The organism is Mesorhizobium sangaii, from assembly GCF_014207355.1.
In the GTDB taxonomy this organism is placed as follows: domain Bacteria; phylum Pseudomonadota; class Alphaproteobacteria; order Rhizobiales; family Rhizobiaceae; genus Mesorhizobium; species Mesorhizobium sangaii.
In genome coordinates this window covers 796,002-811,150 of sequence record NZ_JACHEF010000001.1, presented here as the reverse complement: position 1 = coordinate 811,150, position 15,149 = coordinate 796,002, and the positions used below count along the sequence as shown (strand labels likewise).

Genomic DNA, 15,149 nt, shown 5'->3' with positions numbered 1-15,149 from the left:
TGGCTTTAAACACATCAGTTTGCGGAGACCCGACATATGGCTGACGACACCAGCATTTTCATCGGCGCCAGCCGCAAGCCGGACGACAGCTATCAGCGTGCCGAGCACCTGCTGCTGCAATATGGCAACCGTCACGGGCTGGTGACCGGCGCCACCGGCACGGGCAAGACCGTCAGCTTGCAGATTCTGGCCGAAGGTTTTTCCAATGCCGGCGTGCCGGTGTTCTGCGCCGACATCAAGGGCGACCTGTCCGGCATCGCCATGATGGGCACGGCACAGGATTTTCTGGTCAAGCGGGCCGAGCAGGTCAAGCTAGACCCCTATGACTTCCAGGAATTTCCGGTCATTTTCTGGGATCTGTTCGGCGAGCAGGGCCATCCGATCCGCGCCACAGTTTCCGAAATGGGGCCGTTGCTTTTGTCGCGCCTGATGAACCTGACCGAGGCGCAGGAAGGCATCATGAACATCGCCTTCCGCCTGGCGGACGAGGAAGGCCTGCTGCTGCTCGACATGAAGGACCTGCAGGCGCTGCTGGCCAACATCGCCGAGCGCGCCGACGAACTGGGTTCGCGTTACGGCAATGTGACCAAGCCCTCGGTGGGAGCCATCCAGCGCACGTTGCTGGTTCTCGAGCAGCAAGGTGCGGCGCATTTCTTCGGCGAGCCGGCCTTGCGCATCGCCGACATCATGCGCACAACCCGTGACGGACGCGGCGCCATCAGCGTGCTTGCCGCCGACAAGCTGATGATGAATCCGCGGCTCTACGCGACCTTCCTGCTGTGGCTGATGTCGGAGCTGTTCGAGGTGCTGCCGGAAGTCGGCGATCCCGACAGGCCGAAGCTGGTGTTCTTCTTCGACGAAGCGCATCTGCTTTTCGAGGACGCGCCGAAAGTGCTGATCGATCGTGTCGAGCAGGTGGTTCGGCTGATCCGCTCGAAGGGCGTTGGCGTCTATTTCGTTACGCAAAACCCGCTGGATGTTCCAGAAACCGTTCTCGCCCAGCTCGGCAACCGGGTGCAGCACGCGCTGCGCGCCTATACGCCGCGCGAGCAGAAGGCGGTGAAGACCGCGGCCGAAACCTTCAGGCCGAATCCCGACTTCGATTGCGCCACCGCGATCACCCAGCTCGGCACCGGCGAGGCGTTGGTCTCGACGCTTGAGACCAAGGGTGTTCCGTCCATGGTGCAGCGAACGCTGATCCGCCCGCCGGCCTCGCGCCTCGGCCCGATCACGCCTGCCGAGCGGCAAAAGCTGATCCAGGAAAGCCCGGTCGCCGGCCAGTACGATCAGGCCATCGATCGCGAATCGGCTTTCGAGATGCTGCAGAAAAAGGCCAGGGAGGCGCAGGACGCCGAAGAGCAGGCTCAGCAGGCGGGAAGCGGCGGTTCGCGCTGGACCATTCCCGGCTTCGGCAATGACGACCCGGCACCGCAATCGGGTGGCAGGCGAGCGCCGGCGCCGCGCCCGTCCAATCGCCAGACGGTGGCGGAAGCCGCGATCAAGTCGGTGGTGCGCTCGGTGGGTTCGTCGGTCGGCCGGGCGATCGTGCGCGGCATATTGGGCAGCCTGTCCAGGGGCAGGTGAGCATCCGGTTCGCCACCGCTTCCCTGCCTTAACGTGCCTTGAGCCGATGCCGGTGGGCTGCTTGCTTTGCACCTGTCCAAGAGAAGCGACGCTGACTCGGGACCAGAAGATCGAGTTGGTGATGGCTTTCACTGGCCCGAGCAGGACCGATCATCCCAGCAGTGCGCGCCCTTGGCTGGGCCATCAGCTACGTCGTGAAAACGCGCCTATGCTATTAAGCAGCGGCTGTTGGTCGCCGACCCAGAACCAGTGATCGTTACCGGCAACCTCAATAAACTTCGCGCCTGGGATGTTGGCCGCCAGGAAGCGCCCGGCTTCGATGCGAACGGCGCGGTCGCCGGAACGGTGCAGAACCGTCGTCCTTGCCGAAACCTTTGCAAGGAGATGACGGACATCGGTATCACGCAGCGCTTCCAGTAGGCCCGCGACCGCGCCGGGACTGGAGGCTGCCCTGAGCAACCCAGCCCACCAGGTCTGCGCCTGGCGGTCTGCGGCCAGGCTCGGGGCGAAAGTTTCGATTTCCGCCGGGCCACCCCAACTGGCAAGCAGCCGTTGCTTCCACAGATCGTATTGCGCGACTGTCAGGGCAAACGGATAGTCGGGCGCGCGGCTGCCTTTCGCAAGGGACCCCCAGAGAACAAGACCGATCAGGCGATCGGAGTGGTTTACGGCAAAACGGACACAACCCGGCCCACCTTCTGATGCGCCGATGAGCAAGGCCCTACGGCTGCTGGCCGCGTTCATGACCGCCAGAATATCCTGCGCCGTTGCTTCGACGGTCGGGCGGGCACCGACACGGTCGGAAAGTCCCATGCCTCGCCGGTCGAAAAGGATCAGGCGGCCGAGACGCGAAACCGCGGTGATCCAGGCGCGGCAGCTTCTGTCTTCCCAGATCCGCTCGACATGCGAAATGAAGCCCGGAACAAGCACGATATCGATCGGACCGCTGCCAACGATCTGGTAGGCGATATGGATGCCGTCCGCCTCGACGTAGCGCGTTCTGGGCACGTCCAGGGCGGCATCGTGATATGGCTCGCGCAGCAGGGCAAGCGTGGCTGGGTCCGGCGTTATGCCGAGTTCTTCCCGCAGCAATCGAACACAGGTTTCCCTTTGGCGCTCGGCTGCCGCCCTGTCCCCGGCCGCAAGGTGGGCACCGATCAGGTGACGGTGCGCACTTTCGCTCAAAGGGTCCAGTCCCGTCAGGCGCGTCGCATGCACGACCGCGCTGCGAGGCTCACCGGCAGCGATCTTCGCTTCGATGAGCCGCTCCAGCGCCTGCACCAGCCGGCTGCGCAGGGCCTCGCGCCTGAAGAAGACCCATTCCTCGAATTCCGGACAATCCGGGACGGAGAAGCCGGCGAGGTAGTCGCCCTCGTGCATGTCGGCTGCCCCGTCGAGAGGACCGACATTGCAGGCATGCTCGAAAACCTTGGAGTCGACCTCAACGGACAGCGCCGGGTGCAGGCTTAGGGATGTTCCGCTGGTAGCGATAACCTCGCTGCCGAACGCGATGCGGATTTTATACAGCGTGCGCCGAAGGCGTGCGCGTGCGGCTTCCTCGTCGGTTTCGGGCCACAGAAGCGTGGCTGCGACCTCACGCGCCACAGGCCCGGCGGCCTCGGCGAGGTAGATGAGGAGCGCTGCCGCCTTGCGCAAGGCAAGTTCCACCCGCCGCCCGTTCAGACGGAACTCAGGAAAACCCAGAAGTCGGAACTCCAATCGCTCCATCGATCCGTATGCGGCCGCGCGGGGACGTCGAGGGGACGCCGGCATCCTATCCACCCCGGGAGGTCGGGCCGATTGGGCCCAATCAGGAAACTCCCTTGGAGCGAGAAATGTCACTGGTCAATACTCTCGCCTATCATTGCACGTCCGAGGCTGTTGTCAGGGACGGCATCTCTATCGCCTACGAGGACTTGGGTCGCGGCGAGCCGCTCGTACTGCTGCATGGCGTGACCGAAAACAGCGAGTCCTGGCACGAGGCGGGTTACGTCGACCAACTGCTGCGGCGCGGGCGCCGGCTGATCCTCATCGATTGCCGCGGCCATGGCCGGAGCGGAAAGCCTCACAATCCGATCGCCTATTCCGGGCTCAGGCGGGCAGCAGATGTCGTTGCCGTGCTCGACCGTGCCGGTGTCGAGCATGCTGCACTGATGGGACATTCAATGGGCGGCGTGGTCGCGCTGGCCGTGGCTCTCTACCACCCGGACCGCGTCAGCGCGCTGATCGTCAATGGCGCGCATCCGTACGCGGAGGATCTCACCTCCCTGCGAGCGGCGCTCAAGAATGACTTCGAGACTTGGCTCGCCTTCTTGACGCAACTGGCCCCCGACCTTTCGCAGGCCGCAAGCCGGCGGATCCGGGCCAACGATCTCACCGCTGTTCAAGCAAGCCTTGCCAAGGACAGGCTGGATTTCTCGGCGGCCTTCGCGGGGCTGGGGATACCGGTGTTGGCAATCAGCGGCACGCTCGATCCCCGTTGCGAGCCCGTCCGGAATTTCGCGGACCTGGCGGGCGGCGAGTTTCTGCCGCTCGCGGGCAAGAACCATGTCACGGCCTTCCTCGATGTCGACACCGTGGCGCCGGCGGTGGACGCTTTTCTGGGCCGTGTCGGCGCTCAGAACACAAGGCAAGGAGGCTAAGCCATGTGCCAAACCTGTCTCTCCTGGTATGCACGCTGCATTGCTCCCTACGTCGTCCATGCCGGCTGTTCGGCCAACACATTTGCGCACATGCGAAGGCGAATGATCCCGCGGGCAGAGGGCATTGTCGTCGAAGTCGGCTTCGGGTCCGGCCTGAACCTTCCCTATTACGACGCTGCCAGGGTGGAGCGGCTGGTCGGCGTCGATCCGGACGGCACGATGCTCGGCCTGGCCGGACCGAAGAGCCGTTCCATGCCGTTCGATGTCGAATGCCTCCGGGCCGGCGGCGAAAGCCTGCCGCTGGCCGACGCCTTCGCCAACACGGTTGTCGTGACCTATGCCTTCTGTACCATTCCGGATCCTGAGGCGGCGCTGGCCGAAATCCGACGCATCCTGAAGCCGACGGGTCGGCTGATCTTCATCGAGCATGGCCAGGCCGAGGAGCCGCGTTGCCGCAGATGGCAGGAGCGCCTCAACAGGCTGTGGGGGCGGATCGCCGGCGGCTGCCACCTCAATCGCGATCCGTTGCTCTTGATCCGCGGGGCGGGTTTCAGTCTCGTTGAAGAGGAGCGCGGGCGGTTCTCGCCGCCCTTCTGGCAATTGGGAAGCCACTACGCCGGCGTCGCGGCACCCCCGACAGGTTGACGGCCTTCGTCAAAACCTGCACGTCCGAAAATGCGCACGATGCTCGCATGGCCCTTCCGCCACGCACCCCGCGGCTCAGAAGATCGAGTTGGTGATGGCTTTCACCGGCCCGAGCAGGACCGATCCGTCCGGCACGCCGGCGTCGATCGGAATGGCCCGGCGGTTGGCCGTTGCCACCATCGGCTGGCTGACGTCGCTGGTCACGATCACCGGCGTCTTCGAAGGCACGCGGTCGTAGAGATCGATGATGTCCTGGTTCATCAGGCGCACGCAGCCTGACGAGACCGATTTGCCGATCGACTTCCATTCAGGTGAGCCGTGCAGGCGGTAGAGCGTGTCGACGTCGCCTTGGAAGAGGTAGAGGGCGCGCGCCCCGAGCGGATTCTTCAGCCCGCCCGGCATGCCGCCATTGTCGGCGCTGTATGGCTTCAGTTCCGGCTGCCGGGCGACCATTTCATCCGGCGGCGTCCATTTCGGCCATTTCTGCTTCCACTGGACGACGGCGTCGCCGGACCATTCGAAGCCGGCGCGGCCGAGACCGACGCCGTAGCGGATCGCCTGGCCGCCCTGGCGCACGAGATACAGATGATGCCCTGTCGTGTCGACGATGATGGTGCCGGGCTTCTGTCCGGTCGGATCGGGGACGATCTGGCGCAGGAACTGCGGATCGATCCTCTCGAACGGTATTGGCGGAAGGTCGAAGCCGCCATCGCTGACGGCCGCGTACATCGTCGCGTAGTCGGGCAGCGGCGGCTCGACATAGGTTGGCGGCGGTGGCGGCTCGACCGGTTCCGGCCCGGTGGTGGCGCATGCGGAAACCGCGATCGAAGCGGCGCCCAATGCAGCGGCGTTGAGAAAGCCGCGACGGCTCAGGCGAAAGGATTCGATTTCGGCTATGGACATGGTTGCCTTCTTTAGGTGTCAAATCGCAACAAAGCGTGAAACGCCGACTGCTGCGTGGGTGTCTGACAACACCCGGCGCGATAGGCGGTTCCGATTCTGGCCCGAACGTGGACAAACAAAGGCGAAGCTGTGACTGCGCCGCCACTGTGGCGTCAGGGACACAGCTTTGCAACCTAGCTGCCGGGCACCAATGCTTCGAGCGTAGGCAGGATCAGGGCCGGTGGAAAGTCCCGGTACTCTTCCGGCTGGTTGGAACGGTTGATCCAAACCGTGCGGAAGCCGAATTTGGTCGCACCGGCGATGTCCCAGCGATTGGAGGACTGGAAGGAAACCGCGTTGGGGTAGAGGCGCCAGCCGGTGGTGACCATGTCGTAGACCGCCGGATCGGTCTTGAAGCGCCTGACCGTATCGACCGAATAGATGTCGTCCAGAACCTGATCGAGCGCGGCGGACTTGACCGCCGCCTGCAGCATTTCGGGCGAGCCGTTGGAGAGGATCGCCAGCTTCGCTCCCGAAGCCTTGAGCGCCTTGAGCACGGCCGGCACTTCGGGATAGCAATCCAGCCGCCAGTAGGCGTCCAGCAGTTTGGCCCTGAGGCCAGGATCGGCCGAGGGAACCTTGCGCAAGGCGAAATCGAGCGCCTGTTCCGTCAATTGCCAGAAATCGGCATAGGCGCCCATCAGCGTGCGCACCCAGGAATATTCAAGCTGCTTGGCGCGCCAGATTTCGGACAACAATTGGCCGTCAGGCCCAATCTGGTCGCCATGACGGCGCACGGCGGCATGCACGTCGAACAGAGTGCCGTAGGCGTCGAAAACATAGGCGGCGTATTGCATGGCAACAGTTTTGAGGCGAGGCGCGAGAAGGTGCAAGCTTTGATTGCACCGCACACGCGCCGCTGGCCTCAACAAAACTCCGCAATGCCGGTTGACGGCGCCCGCCAAAGCATCTTCCAATGGCTGCCACACGAGATCGATCGGGACTGGACAACGCGATGACACTGGCGGCTGCGGCACTATCTGCGACATGGACTTTCGTCGATGGTGATTGGCACGAGGGCAACGTCGCCATTCTGGGGCCGCGCAGCCACGCCATGTGGCTTGGCACCAGCGTGTTCGACGGCGGCCGCTGGTTCGAAGGCGTCGCACCCGACCTCGAGCTCCATGCCGCCAGGGTGAATTCCTCGGCGATCGCGCTCGGCCTCAAGCCGTCGATGACCGCCGACAAGATCGTCGGGCTGACCTGGGACGGGTTGAAGAAGTTCGATGGCAAGACTGCCGTCTACATCAGGCCGATGTATTGGGCCGAGCATGGCGGCTATATGGGCGTGCCGGCCGATCCCGCCTCGACCCGTTTTTGCCTTTGCCTCTATGAGTCGCCGATGATCCCGCCGACCGGCTTTTCGGTGACCGTGTCGCCGTTCCGGCGCCCGACCATCGAAACCATGCCGACCAACGCCAAGGCCGGCTGCCTTTACCCCAACAACGGCCGTGCCATTCTCGAAGCCAAGATGCGCGGTTTCGACAATGCGTTGGTGCTCGACATGCTGGGCAACGTCGCCGAGACCGGAACGTCGAACATCTTCCTGGTCAAGGATGGCCATGTGCTGACGCCGGCGCCGAACGGCACCTTCCTGTCCGGCATCACCCGCTCGCGCACCATGACGCTGCTTGGCGAGTATGGCTTCAAGACCACCGAAAAGACGCTGTCGATACGGGATTTCCTGGAAGCGGACGAAATCTTTTCGACCGGAAACCATTCCAAGGTGGTGCCGATCACGCGCATCGAGGAGCGCAACCTGCAACCCGGGCCGGTGGCCAAGAAGGCGCGCGAGCTCTATTGGGATTGGGCGCATTCGACGTCAACTGGCTGACGCGTCCGACCTGGCCTTTTTGTCGCTGCGGGGTTCGTTGTCGGAAAACCGTGTGACAGGCTTCCGCAACCCGCTTAGAAAGGAACCGGCGCTTCATTCCGGAGTTGTTCCAGCTCAATCCAGACCTATCTTACTCCGGTATCGACACCGGATTTTTCCACGAGGGAGTACTACCCATGGCTTTTGAATTGCCCGCTCTGCCCTACGACTATGAGGCCTTGCAGCCTTACATGTCGAAAGAGACGCTGGAATATCACCACGACAAGCACCACAAGGCTTATGTCGACAACGGCAACAAGCTGGCCGCGGAAGCCGGCATGGGCGATCTGTCGGTCGAAGAGGTGGTCAAGCAGTCGTTCGGCAAGAATGCCGGCCTCTTCAACAACGCCGCCCAGCACTACAACCACATCCATTTCTGGAAGTGGATGAAGAAAGGCGGCGGCGGCAACAAATTGCCCGGCGCCCTGCAGAAGGCAGTCGACAGCGATCTCGGCGGCTACGACAAGTTCAAGGCCGATTTCATCGCCGCCGGCACGACGCAGTTCGGCTCCGGTTGGGCCTGGGTGTCGGTCAAGGACGGCAAGCTGGCGATCTCGAAGACGCCGAATGGCGAAAATCCGCTCGTCCATGGCGCGTCGCCGATCCTCGGCGTCGATGTCTGGGAGCACTCCTACTACATCGACTATCGCAACGCCCGGCCGAAATATCTCGAGGCGTTCGTCGATAGCCTGATCAACTGGGATCATGTGCTCGAGCTGTACGAAAAGGCCTGACTCATGTCGCCCAAAAGTGCGGAGCGGTTTTGGGACAACGACATGCACGAAACAAGGACCCAAGCCGCGTCGTTCGGGTCCCTTTGGGCGCGACCCGATTGATGTCCTGATCGATCTCCAGAAAAGCCCCGGCACCCCGGGGCTTTTCTTTTGCTGTGGCGCAGCAAAATCATCCGAGGCGAATGGAATATTCCGCCAGTCGCATCCGTTAGCGTCCTGTCCCGAAATGCCCTCATCCCCGAAATACCTTCATCACGGAGCCAAATGAATGAGAAAGCTTGTCATCGCCATCTCAATGCTCGCCCTCGCGGCGTCGGCGGCCTTTGCCGACCCGATCCTCGATCGGCAGGCGCTGATGAAGGAGCGTGGAAAGATCGTCGGCGGCCTGTCGAAAGTGGTCAAGGGCGAGGAGCCCTATGATGCCGCCGCTGTGCTGACTGCGCTGCAGGCATTGCAAGCGAATGCCGAGAAAGTCGATGTCGACGCGTTGTTCCCGGCGGGCAGCGACACGGGCGACACCACGGCTGCGCCGAAGATATGGGAAGACATGGCCGGCTTCAAGGCCGCCAACGACAAATTTATCGCCGACGTCAAGGCCGCGGCCGCTGCCGCTCCTGCCGATGTCGATACGTTGAAGACGCAGTTTGACACCATCGCGTCCAATTGCGGCACCTGCCACCAGACCTATCGAGTGAAGAAGGGCTGATAGCGGGCGATGCCCCGGCTGAAAAAGCTCGTCGGCGCCCTCGTCGTTCTGGGCGGCGTCGGCGCGGTTGCAGGGTGGGTCCTGTCGGCGCCAGTGAGGGTCGACAGCGGGACCCTGGCCAAGCTCGACCCTGGGGATGCGGCCCGAGGCAAGCGCATTTTCTATGCCGGTGGTTGCACCTCGTGCCACGCAAAGCCGGGTTCGCAGGGCGATGCGCGGCTTCAACTGGTGGGTGGCCTCGCGCTCAAGACGCCGTTCGGCACCTTTGTGCCGCCCAACATTTCGCAGGACCCCAAGGACGGCATCGGCGCGTGGTCGGTCGAGGACCTCGCCAATGCCATGCTGAAGGGGGTATCGCCGTCGGGAGAGCATCTTTATCCGGCGTTTCCCTATGCGTCCTACGCACGCATGAAACCGTCCGACATTGCCGATCTCTATGCCTTCCTGAAAACGCTGCCGGCCGTCGCGGGCAAGGCGCCTGGAAATTCGTTGGCGTTCCCGTTCAACATCCGTCGCGGCATCGGCCTTTGGAAACGGCTCTATCTCAGCGATCAGCCGGTTGTTTCGCTCCCCGAAGGCACGCCTGATCCGGTGATGGCCGGTCGTTACCTGGTTGAGGGGCCGGGCCATTGCGGCGAATGCCACACGCCGCGCGACTTTGCGGGCGGGACGAAGAAGAGCGAGTGGCTGGCGGGCGCCGTGGCGGCCGAAGGCAGCGGCGTCGTGCCGAACATCACATCGGGCGAGGGCGGCATCGGCAACTGGTCTGAAGCCGACGTCGCCAATTATCTTGAAACCGGCTTCACGCCCGATTTCGATGCCGTCGGCGGCGCGATGGTCGACGTGCAGAAGAACATGGCCGAACTGACCGCGGGGGATCGTGCGGCGATCGCCGCCTATCTCAAGGCGGTCCCGCCGCATCCAAACGGCTATCCGGCGCGCAAGAAGACGGCGAACTGACACACATCGCCCAAGACTGCGCGGCGGTTTAAGTCAACGACGTGCATTAGAACAACAGTCGAAGCGCGCCGCATAACTCTCGTCAGGTGCTCTAGCCGTCGGATGTCAGGTGGCGGTCGCCGAGGAAGTCGAAGCCCGTCTCGAAGAAATGGTTGTAGTTGCAGGTCAGCTCCTCGCCGGCTGCGATGTCGCGCAACGCAAAGCTTTCCTCGGGCGAGGAGACGTCGCAGTTCGGCTCGTCGGCATGGTTCATGTAGCGCGCATCGTCGGCTTCGAAGACGATGAAGTTCGGGTCGCGCCTGTCGGGATAGGAATAGCGGTCGAGATAGCTCTTAACCGGCCCGCTCTCGCCCTCATAGGTCTCGACCTTGATCAGCCGGTCGAACCGTGGATCGAGCTTCCATATCCGCGTGCCGCGGGGAATGCGGTTCTTGGCAAAGACGCCGATGCCCTGGATGGGCGATTTGTCGAGATAGACGTCGACGAGCAGCATAATGGACCTTTACGCGATTGGGGCTGTGGTGGCCTCTCAGAAGCCGCGCATTGGGTAGCGCGCAGCCATTGCAATTGCGAGCGGAAAATCCACTCCACATAGCTGGAACAGATGCGTTGGAAGGGAACCATGCGCAAATCAAAAAATGATGACCATGAGCGGCCGGCGGCGCAGCGCAGACACCTCGCTGGGTGTCAGCGCTGCTGCAAAGCCAGACGGACGCCCAAAGCACAGTAGATGCCGCCGACAATCTTGCCCTGCCACTTGAGCACTCTCGGATTTTGGCGCAGGAAAGTGCCAAGCCGACCGGCGCTGACTGCAAAGACGACCGTACTGAGTAGACCCAGCATGACGAAGATCACCCCTAGTGTGGTCAACTGAAGCATCACCGACCCGTTTTCAGGCCGCACGAACTGAGGCAGGAATGCAAGGAAGAAAAGCGCGGTCTTGGGGTTGAGCACTTCGGTCAGGATAGCCTGTCGAAACGCCTTGCCGGCGGAGATGGCAAGCGCGCCGGCAGCCGGGTTGGCCGGTGTTTTCTCGAGGATCGCGCGAGTGCCGAGATAAACGAGGTAGGCGGCGCCTATGTACTTTACGATGCTGAACAGCGCCGCCGAAGTGGCGATGATCGCCGATATGCCGACCATGGCCATGACGGTGTGAACCACGTCGCCGGCCGCGATCCCGGCACCGGTCGCAATGCCCACCTTCGTTCCGGAACTCGTTGCCCGCGCGACGGTAAGCAGGGTAGCTGGGCCTGGAATGAACACAAAGCCGAGCACAACCGCGATGTAGGCTGTCAATGTTGACAGATCGATCATTGGCGAATCTCTCCTGTAAGCTGCGCCTTGCCCATCACCTTCAGTGCGAAGGAATAAGTATAGGCGATCTCCTCCAGTCGCGAAAACCGGCCGGAAGCGCCGGCGTGGCCTGAATCCATGTTGATCTTGAACAGCACGGGATTGTCGCCGCTCTTGCGGTCGCGCAGCCGTGCCACCCATTTGGCCGGTTCCCAATAGGTGACGCGCGGATCGGTGAGACCGGCCAGCGCCAGGATCGGCGGATAGTCGAGCGCGGCGACATTGTCGTAGGGCGAGTAGGCGGCGATGGTTCGGTAATCGTCGGCGGACGCGATCGGGTTGCCCCATTCCGGCCATTCCGGCGGCGTCAGCGGCAGGCTGGCGTCGAGCATGGTGGTGAGCACGTCGACGAAGGGCACCTCGGCGACGATGCCGCCAAAACAGTCCGGCGCCATGTTGGCGATGGCGCCCATCAGCATGCCGCCGGCCGAGCCGCCTTGCGCGACGATGCGGTCATGCGCCGTGTAGCGCTCGGCAACAAGGTGGCGCGCACAGGCGATGAAATCCGTGAACGTGTTCATCTTGTGCGCCCGCTTGCCGTCATCGTACCAGCCATAGCCTTTGTCCTTGCCGCCGCGGACATGAGCGATGGCAAAGACAAAGCCGCGATCGACCAATGAGAACCAGTTGGTGTTGAATGCGGCCGGCACGGTGATGCCATAGGAGCCGTAGCCGTAGAGCAGGCAAGGTGCGGATCCATCCAGCGGCGTGTCACGGTGGTGGAGAAGCGAGATCGGCACCAGCTCGCCATCGGCGGCGGGCGCCATCAGCCGCCTGGTGACATAGTGATCCTGGTCATGGCCCGAAGGCACTTCCTGGGTCTTAAGCAGCACCCGCTCGCGGGTGCGCATATTGTAGTCGAACACCTGGGCCGGCGTCGTCATCGACGAATAGGAAAAGCGCATGATCTCGGTGTCGTACTCATAGGAGCCCGACAGGCCGAGCGAGAAGGCCTCCTCGTCGAGGGACAAAAGATGCTCCTCGCCGCTGCTGCGGTCGCGCACGACGATGCGCGGCAGGCCTTCCCATCGTTCGAGCCGGACCATGTGGTCCCTGAAGCCGATCACCGACAGGATCAGCCGGCCAGGTTCATGCGACACCAGTTCCTGCCAGTTGGCGCGCACTGGGTCGTTCGCCGGCGCGGTCATGATCTTGAAATCTTTGGCGCCGTCGGCATTGGTGAGGATGAAGAAGATGTCTCCGCCTTCTTCCAGATCATATTGGAGGCCGATCTCGCGTGGCGAGACCAGCTTGGGTTCGGCAAACGGGTCGTCGGCGCGCATCAGGCGGTATTCCGAGGTCTCATGATCGTTGATGCCGATCATGATCCATTCGTTGTTGCGGGTGCCGTCGACATTCATGAAGAAGCCGGGATCGGTTTCCTCATAGATTAGCCGGTCGCTTTCAGGGCTTTGCCCAAGCGCGTGGAACAGCACCTTGGACGGGCGGTGGTTGGGGTCGAGGCGCGTGTAGAAGAAGCCGTCATCGCCGGCGTTCCAGACGCCTGAACCGCCGGTGTCGGGAATCTGGTCGGCGAGCTCCTTGCCATCGTCAAGGTCGCGCACGCGAAGCGTGTAGAATTCGGAGCCCTTGTCGTCGAATGCCCACAAGAGCTTGCGATGGTCAGCCGAATGATCGACGCCGCCAAGACGGAAATAGGCCTTGCCCGCCGCCTCCGCGTCGCCATCAAGCAGGATCTGCTCTGCGCCGCCATCGCGCGGCATGCGGAAATAACGCGGCTGCTCGCCGCCAAGCCTGAAGGATGAGCCATAGGCATAGGGTCCGTCCTTCATCGGCACGGAGGAATCGTCTTCCTTGATGCGACCCTTCATTTCCTTGAAAAGCTGCTTCTGCAACTCGGCCGTGTCGGCCATCAGCTTCGACTGATAGGCGTTCTCGGCCTCGAGCTCGGCGCGGATCCCCGTATCGAGCAATGACGGATCCCGGAACATCTCCTGCCAGTTGTCGGCCCGCAGCCAGGCGTAGTCGTCGGTTCGCGTGATGCCGTGATGCGTATCGGAAACTGGCCGTTTCTCGGGCGCTGGCGGGCTGACGTGCGGAAATGCGGAAGTCTTGGTCATTGCGTCTCGCTTTGCCGATATCTTGAATGGGGAAGCATCTCGAATGGGGGAAGTATCTTGAATGGCGAATGAACACGCCCATCAGGGCGGGTTCAAGAGCCACAGCTTAAGGGTGTGTCGGCTCCAGGTGATGGGCCGGGAGGAGAGATGATGAATATTTATTCTCGGACCGCTGCGGTTTTTGCTGTTGCTTCGCTCACTCTGGCTTCTACAGGCAAGTCTCATGCGACCGTATTCGCGGCTTGGCAAGTGGCCAACGTGCCGTTCGGTGACACGCTCAATGTGCGCAAATACCCCTCGGGCACATCCCAGAAACAGGCGGCGTATCCGAACGGAACCGTTCTGCAGATGACCGGACGATGCACCGGCGGGATAAACCTGCTCGACATCGCCAATCAGCCGGCGTGGAAGCAGGAACACACGGTTCGCTATCGTTGGTGCGAAGTCTGGCACGACCCTGCCCAGAACGGCAACTTCGTCACCGGCTGGGCCTATGGCAAATACATCACGCCGCATTGACTGACTTGGCGGCGACTGATCCGAGTCAGTTGACATGACGGGCATGTCGCCTGGTTGCTTGCGCAGGACATGCGGCAACCTGCGGTTTTGTGGGCAGGTGTGGGCAACCAAGCTTGCCCGCGAGATAGCCAAGCAAAATCAAGCATTGAAAGCTGCTTTGTGAGTTATCGCGAATGTAACGACGAACTGACGTTGCGTCAGCGGTTGCTGGTTGGCGGGCGAAATATCGAAAAATTACACAATGCACGAAAGGTTGAAGCTAATTCGGGAATAATTGATCAACATTGTTCAATATAGCGCAAAGACCGAATTGACTTACTTGGTCAGCAGGGTCATTGATGTGCACGCGACACGAATCGCAGAAGCTCTACCTGCATAAAATTCGCGCGATGCCCTGCCTGAAAAAAAGGGCGCACACTGACGTAACTCTTGTTGGGGCCAGATGACCATGGATATTGTCGAAACACCTTCCAGAAACAGCGATGCGCTGATCGAATTGACCGCCGATGTGGTGGCCGCCTATGTCAGCAACAATCCCGTGCCGGTCGGCGAATTGCCGAACCTGATATCCGATGTCCATGCCGCGCTCGGGCGCGTGGGTGGAACTGCCGAACAGCCGCCTGCCGACAAGCAAAAGCCGGCAGTCAACCCGAAGCGCTCGGTTCATGACGACTACATCGTTTGCCTTGAAGACGGTAAGAAGTTCAAGTCGCTGAAGCGTCATCTGATGACCCACTACGACCTGACGCCGGATCAGTACCGCGAAAAGTGGAACCTCGACCCGACCTATCCGATGGTTGCACCCAACTATGCTGCTGCGCGGTCCCAGCTTGCCAAGAAGATGGGTCTCGGCCGCAAGCGCAAGGCGCGGTAATCGCGGCTCGCCAGATCGGATCGACATCAACGGCGCCTTCTGGCGCCGTTTGATTTTGCAGGCAGCAGCGCGCGATCGATTGGAGCAATTCCAGGAAAAGTGTGAAACGGTTTTCCGTCCGGAATTGCGTTAAACAAAGAGAGCAATTCCAGGAAAAGTGTGAAACGGTTTTCCGTCCGGAATTGCGTTAAACAAAGAGAGCAATTCCAGGAAAAGTGTGAAACGGTTTTCCGTCC

At 61.9% G+C, this 15,149-nt stretch carries 15 protein-coding genes and 1 pseudogene; 9 read left to right on the top strand and 7 right to left on the bottom strand.

All coding sequences use genetic code 11. From position 1 onward, the window contains the following. The first annotated feature begins 36 nt into the window (after positions 1 to 36). Entirely contained in the window at positions 37 to 1,584 is a 1,548-nt protein-coding gene (locus HNQ71_RS04145) for a helicase HerA-like C-terminal domain-containing protein (RefSeq protein ID WP_184871299.1), read from the top strand. A 183-nt stretch (positions 1,585 to 1,767) separates the two neighbouring features. On the opposite strand, the gene HNQ71_RS04140 is transcribed toward HNQ71_RS04145, so the two are convergent. Then, positions 1,768 to 3,312: a bifunctional AfsR/SARP family transcriptional regulator/alpha/beta hydrolase gene (locus HNQ71_RS04140; protein ID WP_184872228.1), complete on the bottom strand. Its 1,545-nt coding sequence runs from the start codon at positions 3,310 to 3,312 to the stop codon at positions 1,768 to 1,770. A gap of 107 nt (positions 3,313 to 3,419) precedes the next feature. On the opposite strand from HNQ71_RS04140, the gene HNQ71_RS04135 reads away from it, so the two are divergent. Both HNQ71_RS04135 and HNQ71_RS04130 read left to right on the top strand, forming a co-directional pair. Beyond that, complete coding sequence (locus tag HNQ71_RS04135) at positions 3,420 to 4,226, top strand: alpha/beta fold hydrolase (RefSeq protein WP_184871298.1); 807 nt, start codon at positions 3,420 to 3,422, stop codon at positions 4,224 to 4,226. A 102-nt stretch (positions 4,227 to 4,328) separates the two neighbouring features. Continuing rightward, entirely contained in the window at positions 4,329 to 4,871 is a 543-nt protein-coding gene (locus HNQ71_RS04130; RefSeq protein ID WP_246461179.1) for a class I SAM-dependent methyltransferase, read from the top strand. A gap of 75 nt (positions 4,872 to 4,946) precedes the next feature. Here the strand turns inward: HNQ71_RS04130 and HNQ71_RS04125 are convergent, their stop codons facing one another. Together HNQ71_RS04125 and HNQ71_RS04120 are read right to left on the bottom strand one after the other, a co-directional pair. Next, a complete protein-coding gene (locus tag HNQ71_RS04125; protein WP_184871296.1) occupies positions 4,947 to 5,774 on the bottom strand; it encodes a L,D-transpeptidase in 828 nt (275 codons plus the stop codon). Between the two features lie 173 nt (positions 5,775 to 5,947). Continuing rightward, positions 5,948 to 6,610: a haloacid dehalogenase type II gene (locus tag HNQ71_RS04120; protein ID WP_184871295.1), complete on the bottom strand. Its 663-nt coding sequence runs from the start codon at positions 6,608 to 6,610 to the stop codon at positions 5,948 to 5,950. 158 nt (positions 6,611 to 6,768) lie between these two features. Here HNQ71_RS04120 and HNQ71_RS04115 point away from each other — a divergent pair, with 158 nt between their 5' ends. The 4 genes from HNQ71_RS04115 (at position 6,769) to HNQ71_RS04100 (ending at position 10,086) form a co-directional block, all read left to right on the top strand. Continuing rightward, positions 6,769 to 7,647 (top strand): branched-chain amino acid aminotransferase, encoded by an 879-nt coding sequence (locus HNQ71_RS04115; protein ID WP_184871294.1) that lies wholly within the window; start codon positions 6,769 to 6,771, stop codon positions 7,645 to 7,647. A 176-nt stretch (positions 7,648 to 7,823) separates the two neighbouring features. After that, a complete protein-coding gene (locus HNQ71_RS04110; protein WP_095089869.1) occupies positions 7,824 to 8,420 on the top strand; it encodes a superoxide dismutase in 597 nt (198 codons plus the stop codon). 268 nt (positions 8,421 to 8,688) lie between these two features. Next, entirely contained in the window at positions 8,689 to 9,126 is a 438-nt protein-coding gene (locus HNQ71_RS04105; protein WP_184871293.1) for a c-type cytochrome, read from the top strand. Between the two features lie 9 nt (positions 9,127 to 9,135). After that, positions 9,136 to 10,086, top strand: a complete 951-nt coding sequence (locus tag HNQ71_RS04100) for a cytochrome c (RefSeq protein WP_184871292.1) — start codon at positions 9,136 to 9,138, stop codon at positions 10,084 to 10,086. A 91-nt stretch (positions 10,087 to 10,177) separates the two neighbouring features. On the opposite strand, the gene HNQ71_RS04095 is transcribed toward HNQ71_RS04100, so the two are convergent. The 3 genes from HNQ71_RS04095 to HNQ71_RS04085 all read right to left on the bottom strand — a co-directional run bounded on the left by HNQ71_RS04095 (position 10,178) and on the right by HNQ71_RS04085 (position 13,520). Further along, a complete protein-coding gene (locus tag HNQ71_RS04095; RefSeq protein ID WP_184871291.1) occupies positions 10,178 to 10,579 on the bottom strand; it encodes an SET domain-containing protein in 402 nt (133 codons plus the stop codon). 194 nt (positions 10,580 to 10,773) lie between these two features. Next, positions 10,774 to 11,400, bottom strand: coding sequence for a LysE family translocator (locus tag HNQ71_RS04090; protein ID WP_184871290.1), 627 nt, complete (start codon positions 11,398 to 11,400; stop codon positions 10,774 to 10,776). Next, entirely contained in the window at positions 11,397 to 13,520 is a 2,124-nt protein-coding gene (locus tag HNQ71_RS04085) for a S9 family peptidase (protein WP_184871289.1), read from the bottom strand. Before HNQ71_RS04085 ends, HNQ71_RS04090 begins: the two co-directional genes overlap by 4 nt. Positions 13,521 to 13,667: 147 nt before the next feature. Here HNQ71_RS04085 and HNQ71_RS04080 point away from each other — a divergent pair, with 147 nt between their 5' ends. Both HNQ71_RS04080 and HNQ71_RS04075 read left to right on the top strand, forming a co-directional pair. Next, positions 13,668 to 14,039 carry an SH3 domain-containing protein gene (locus HNQ71_RS04080; RefSeq protein WP_246461178.1) on the top strand — a complete coding sequence of 124 codons (372 nt, stop codon included), beginning with the start codon at positions 13,668 to 13,670 and terminating at the stop codon, positions 14,037 to 14,039. Positions 14,040 to 14,487: 448 nt separating this feature from the next. Beyond that, the gene (locus HNQ71_RS04075; protein WP_013532660.1) at positions 14,488 to 14,913 is read left to right on the top strand and encodes a Ros/MucR family transcriptional regulator; all 426 of its coding nucleotides are present in this window, start codon (positions 14,488 to 14,490) and stop codon (positions 14,911 to 14,913) included. A gap of 26 nt (positions 14,914 to 14,939) precedes the next feature. Here the strand turns inward: HNQ71_RS04075 and HNQ71_RS34600 are convergent. Further along, a pseudogene (locus HNQ71_RS34600) lies at positions 14,940 to 15,149 on the bottom strand (hypothetical protein); the annotation flags it as partial.

What these genes read in the sequence shown, in the direction of transcription:
- HNQ71_RS04145 (WP_184871299.1), top strand. Translation starts at nt 37, where the DNA reads ATGGCTGACGACACCAGCATTTTCATCGGCGCCAGCCGCAAGCCGGAC.
- HNQ71_RS04140 (WP_184872228.1), bottom strand. Translation starts at nt 3,312, where the DNA reads ATGGAGCGATTGGAGTTCCGACTTCTGGGTTTTCCTGAGTTCCGTCTG.
- HNQ71_RS04135 (WP_184871298.1), top strand. Translation starts at nt 3,420, where the DNA reads ATGTCACTGGTCAATACTCTCGCCTATCATTGCACGTCCGAGGCTGTT.
- HNQ71_RS04130 (WP_246461179.1), top strand. Translation starts at nt 4,329, where the DNA reads ATGATCCCGCGGGCAGAGGGCATTGTCGTCGAAGTCGGCTTCGGGTCC.
- HNQ71_RS04125 (WP_184871296.1), bottom strand. Translation starts at nt 5,774, where the DNA reads ATGTCCATAGCCGAAATCGAATCCTTTCGCCTGAGCCGTCGCGGCTTT.
- HNQ71_RS04120 (WP_184871295.1), bottom strand. Translation starts at nt 6,610, where the DNA reads ATGCAATACGCCGCCTATGTTTTCGACGCCTACGGCACTCTGTTCGAC.
- HNQ71_RS04115 (WP_184871294.1), top strand. Translation starts at nt 6,769, where the DNA reads ATGACACTGGCGGCTGCGGCACTATCTGCGACATGGACTTTCGTCGAT.
- HNQ71_RS04110 (WP_095089869.1), top strand. Translation starts at nt 7,824, where the DNA reads ATGGCTTTTGAATTGCCCGCTCTGCCCTACGACTATGAGGCCTTGCAG.
- HNQ71_RS04105 (WP_184871293.1), top strand. Translation starts at nt 8,689, where the DNA reads ATGAGAAAGCTTGTCATCGCCATCTCAATGCTCGCCCTCGCGGCGTCG.
- HNQ71_RS04100 (WP_184871292.1), top strand. Translation starts at nt 9,136, where the DNA reads ATGCCCCGGCTGAAAAAGCTCGTCGGCGCCCTCGTCGTTCTGGGCGGC.
- HNQ71_RS04095 (WP_184871291.1), bottom strand. Translation starts at nt 10,579, where the DNA reads ATGCTGCTCGTCGACGTCTATCTCGACAAATCGCCCATCCAGGGCATC.
- HNQ71_RS04090 (WP_184871290.1), bottom strand. Translation starts at nt 11,400, where the DNA reads ATGATCGATCTGTCAACATTGACAGCCTACATCGCGGTTGTGCTCGGC.
- HNQ71_RS04085 (WP_184871289.1), bottom strand. Translation starts at nt 13,520, where the DNA reads ATGACCAAGACTTCCGCATTTCCGCACGTCAGCCCGCCAGCGCCCGAG.
- HNQ71_RS04080 (WP_246461178.1), top strand. Translation starts at nt 13,668, where the DNA reads ATGATGAATATTTATTCTCGGACCGCTGCGGTTTTTGCTGTTGCTTCG.
- HNQ71_RS04075 (WP_013532660.1), top strand. Translation starts at nt 14,488, where the DNA reads ATGGATATTGTCGAAACACCTTCCAGAAACAGCGATGCGCTGATCGAA.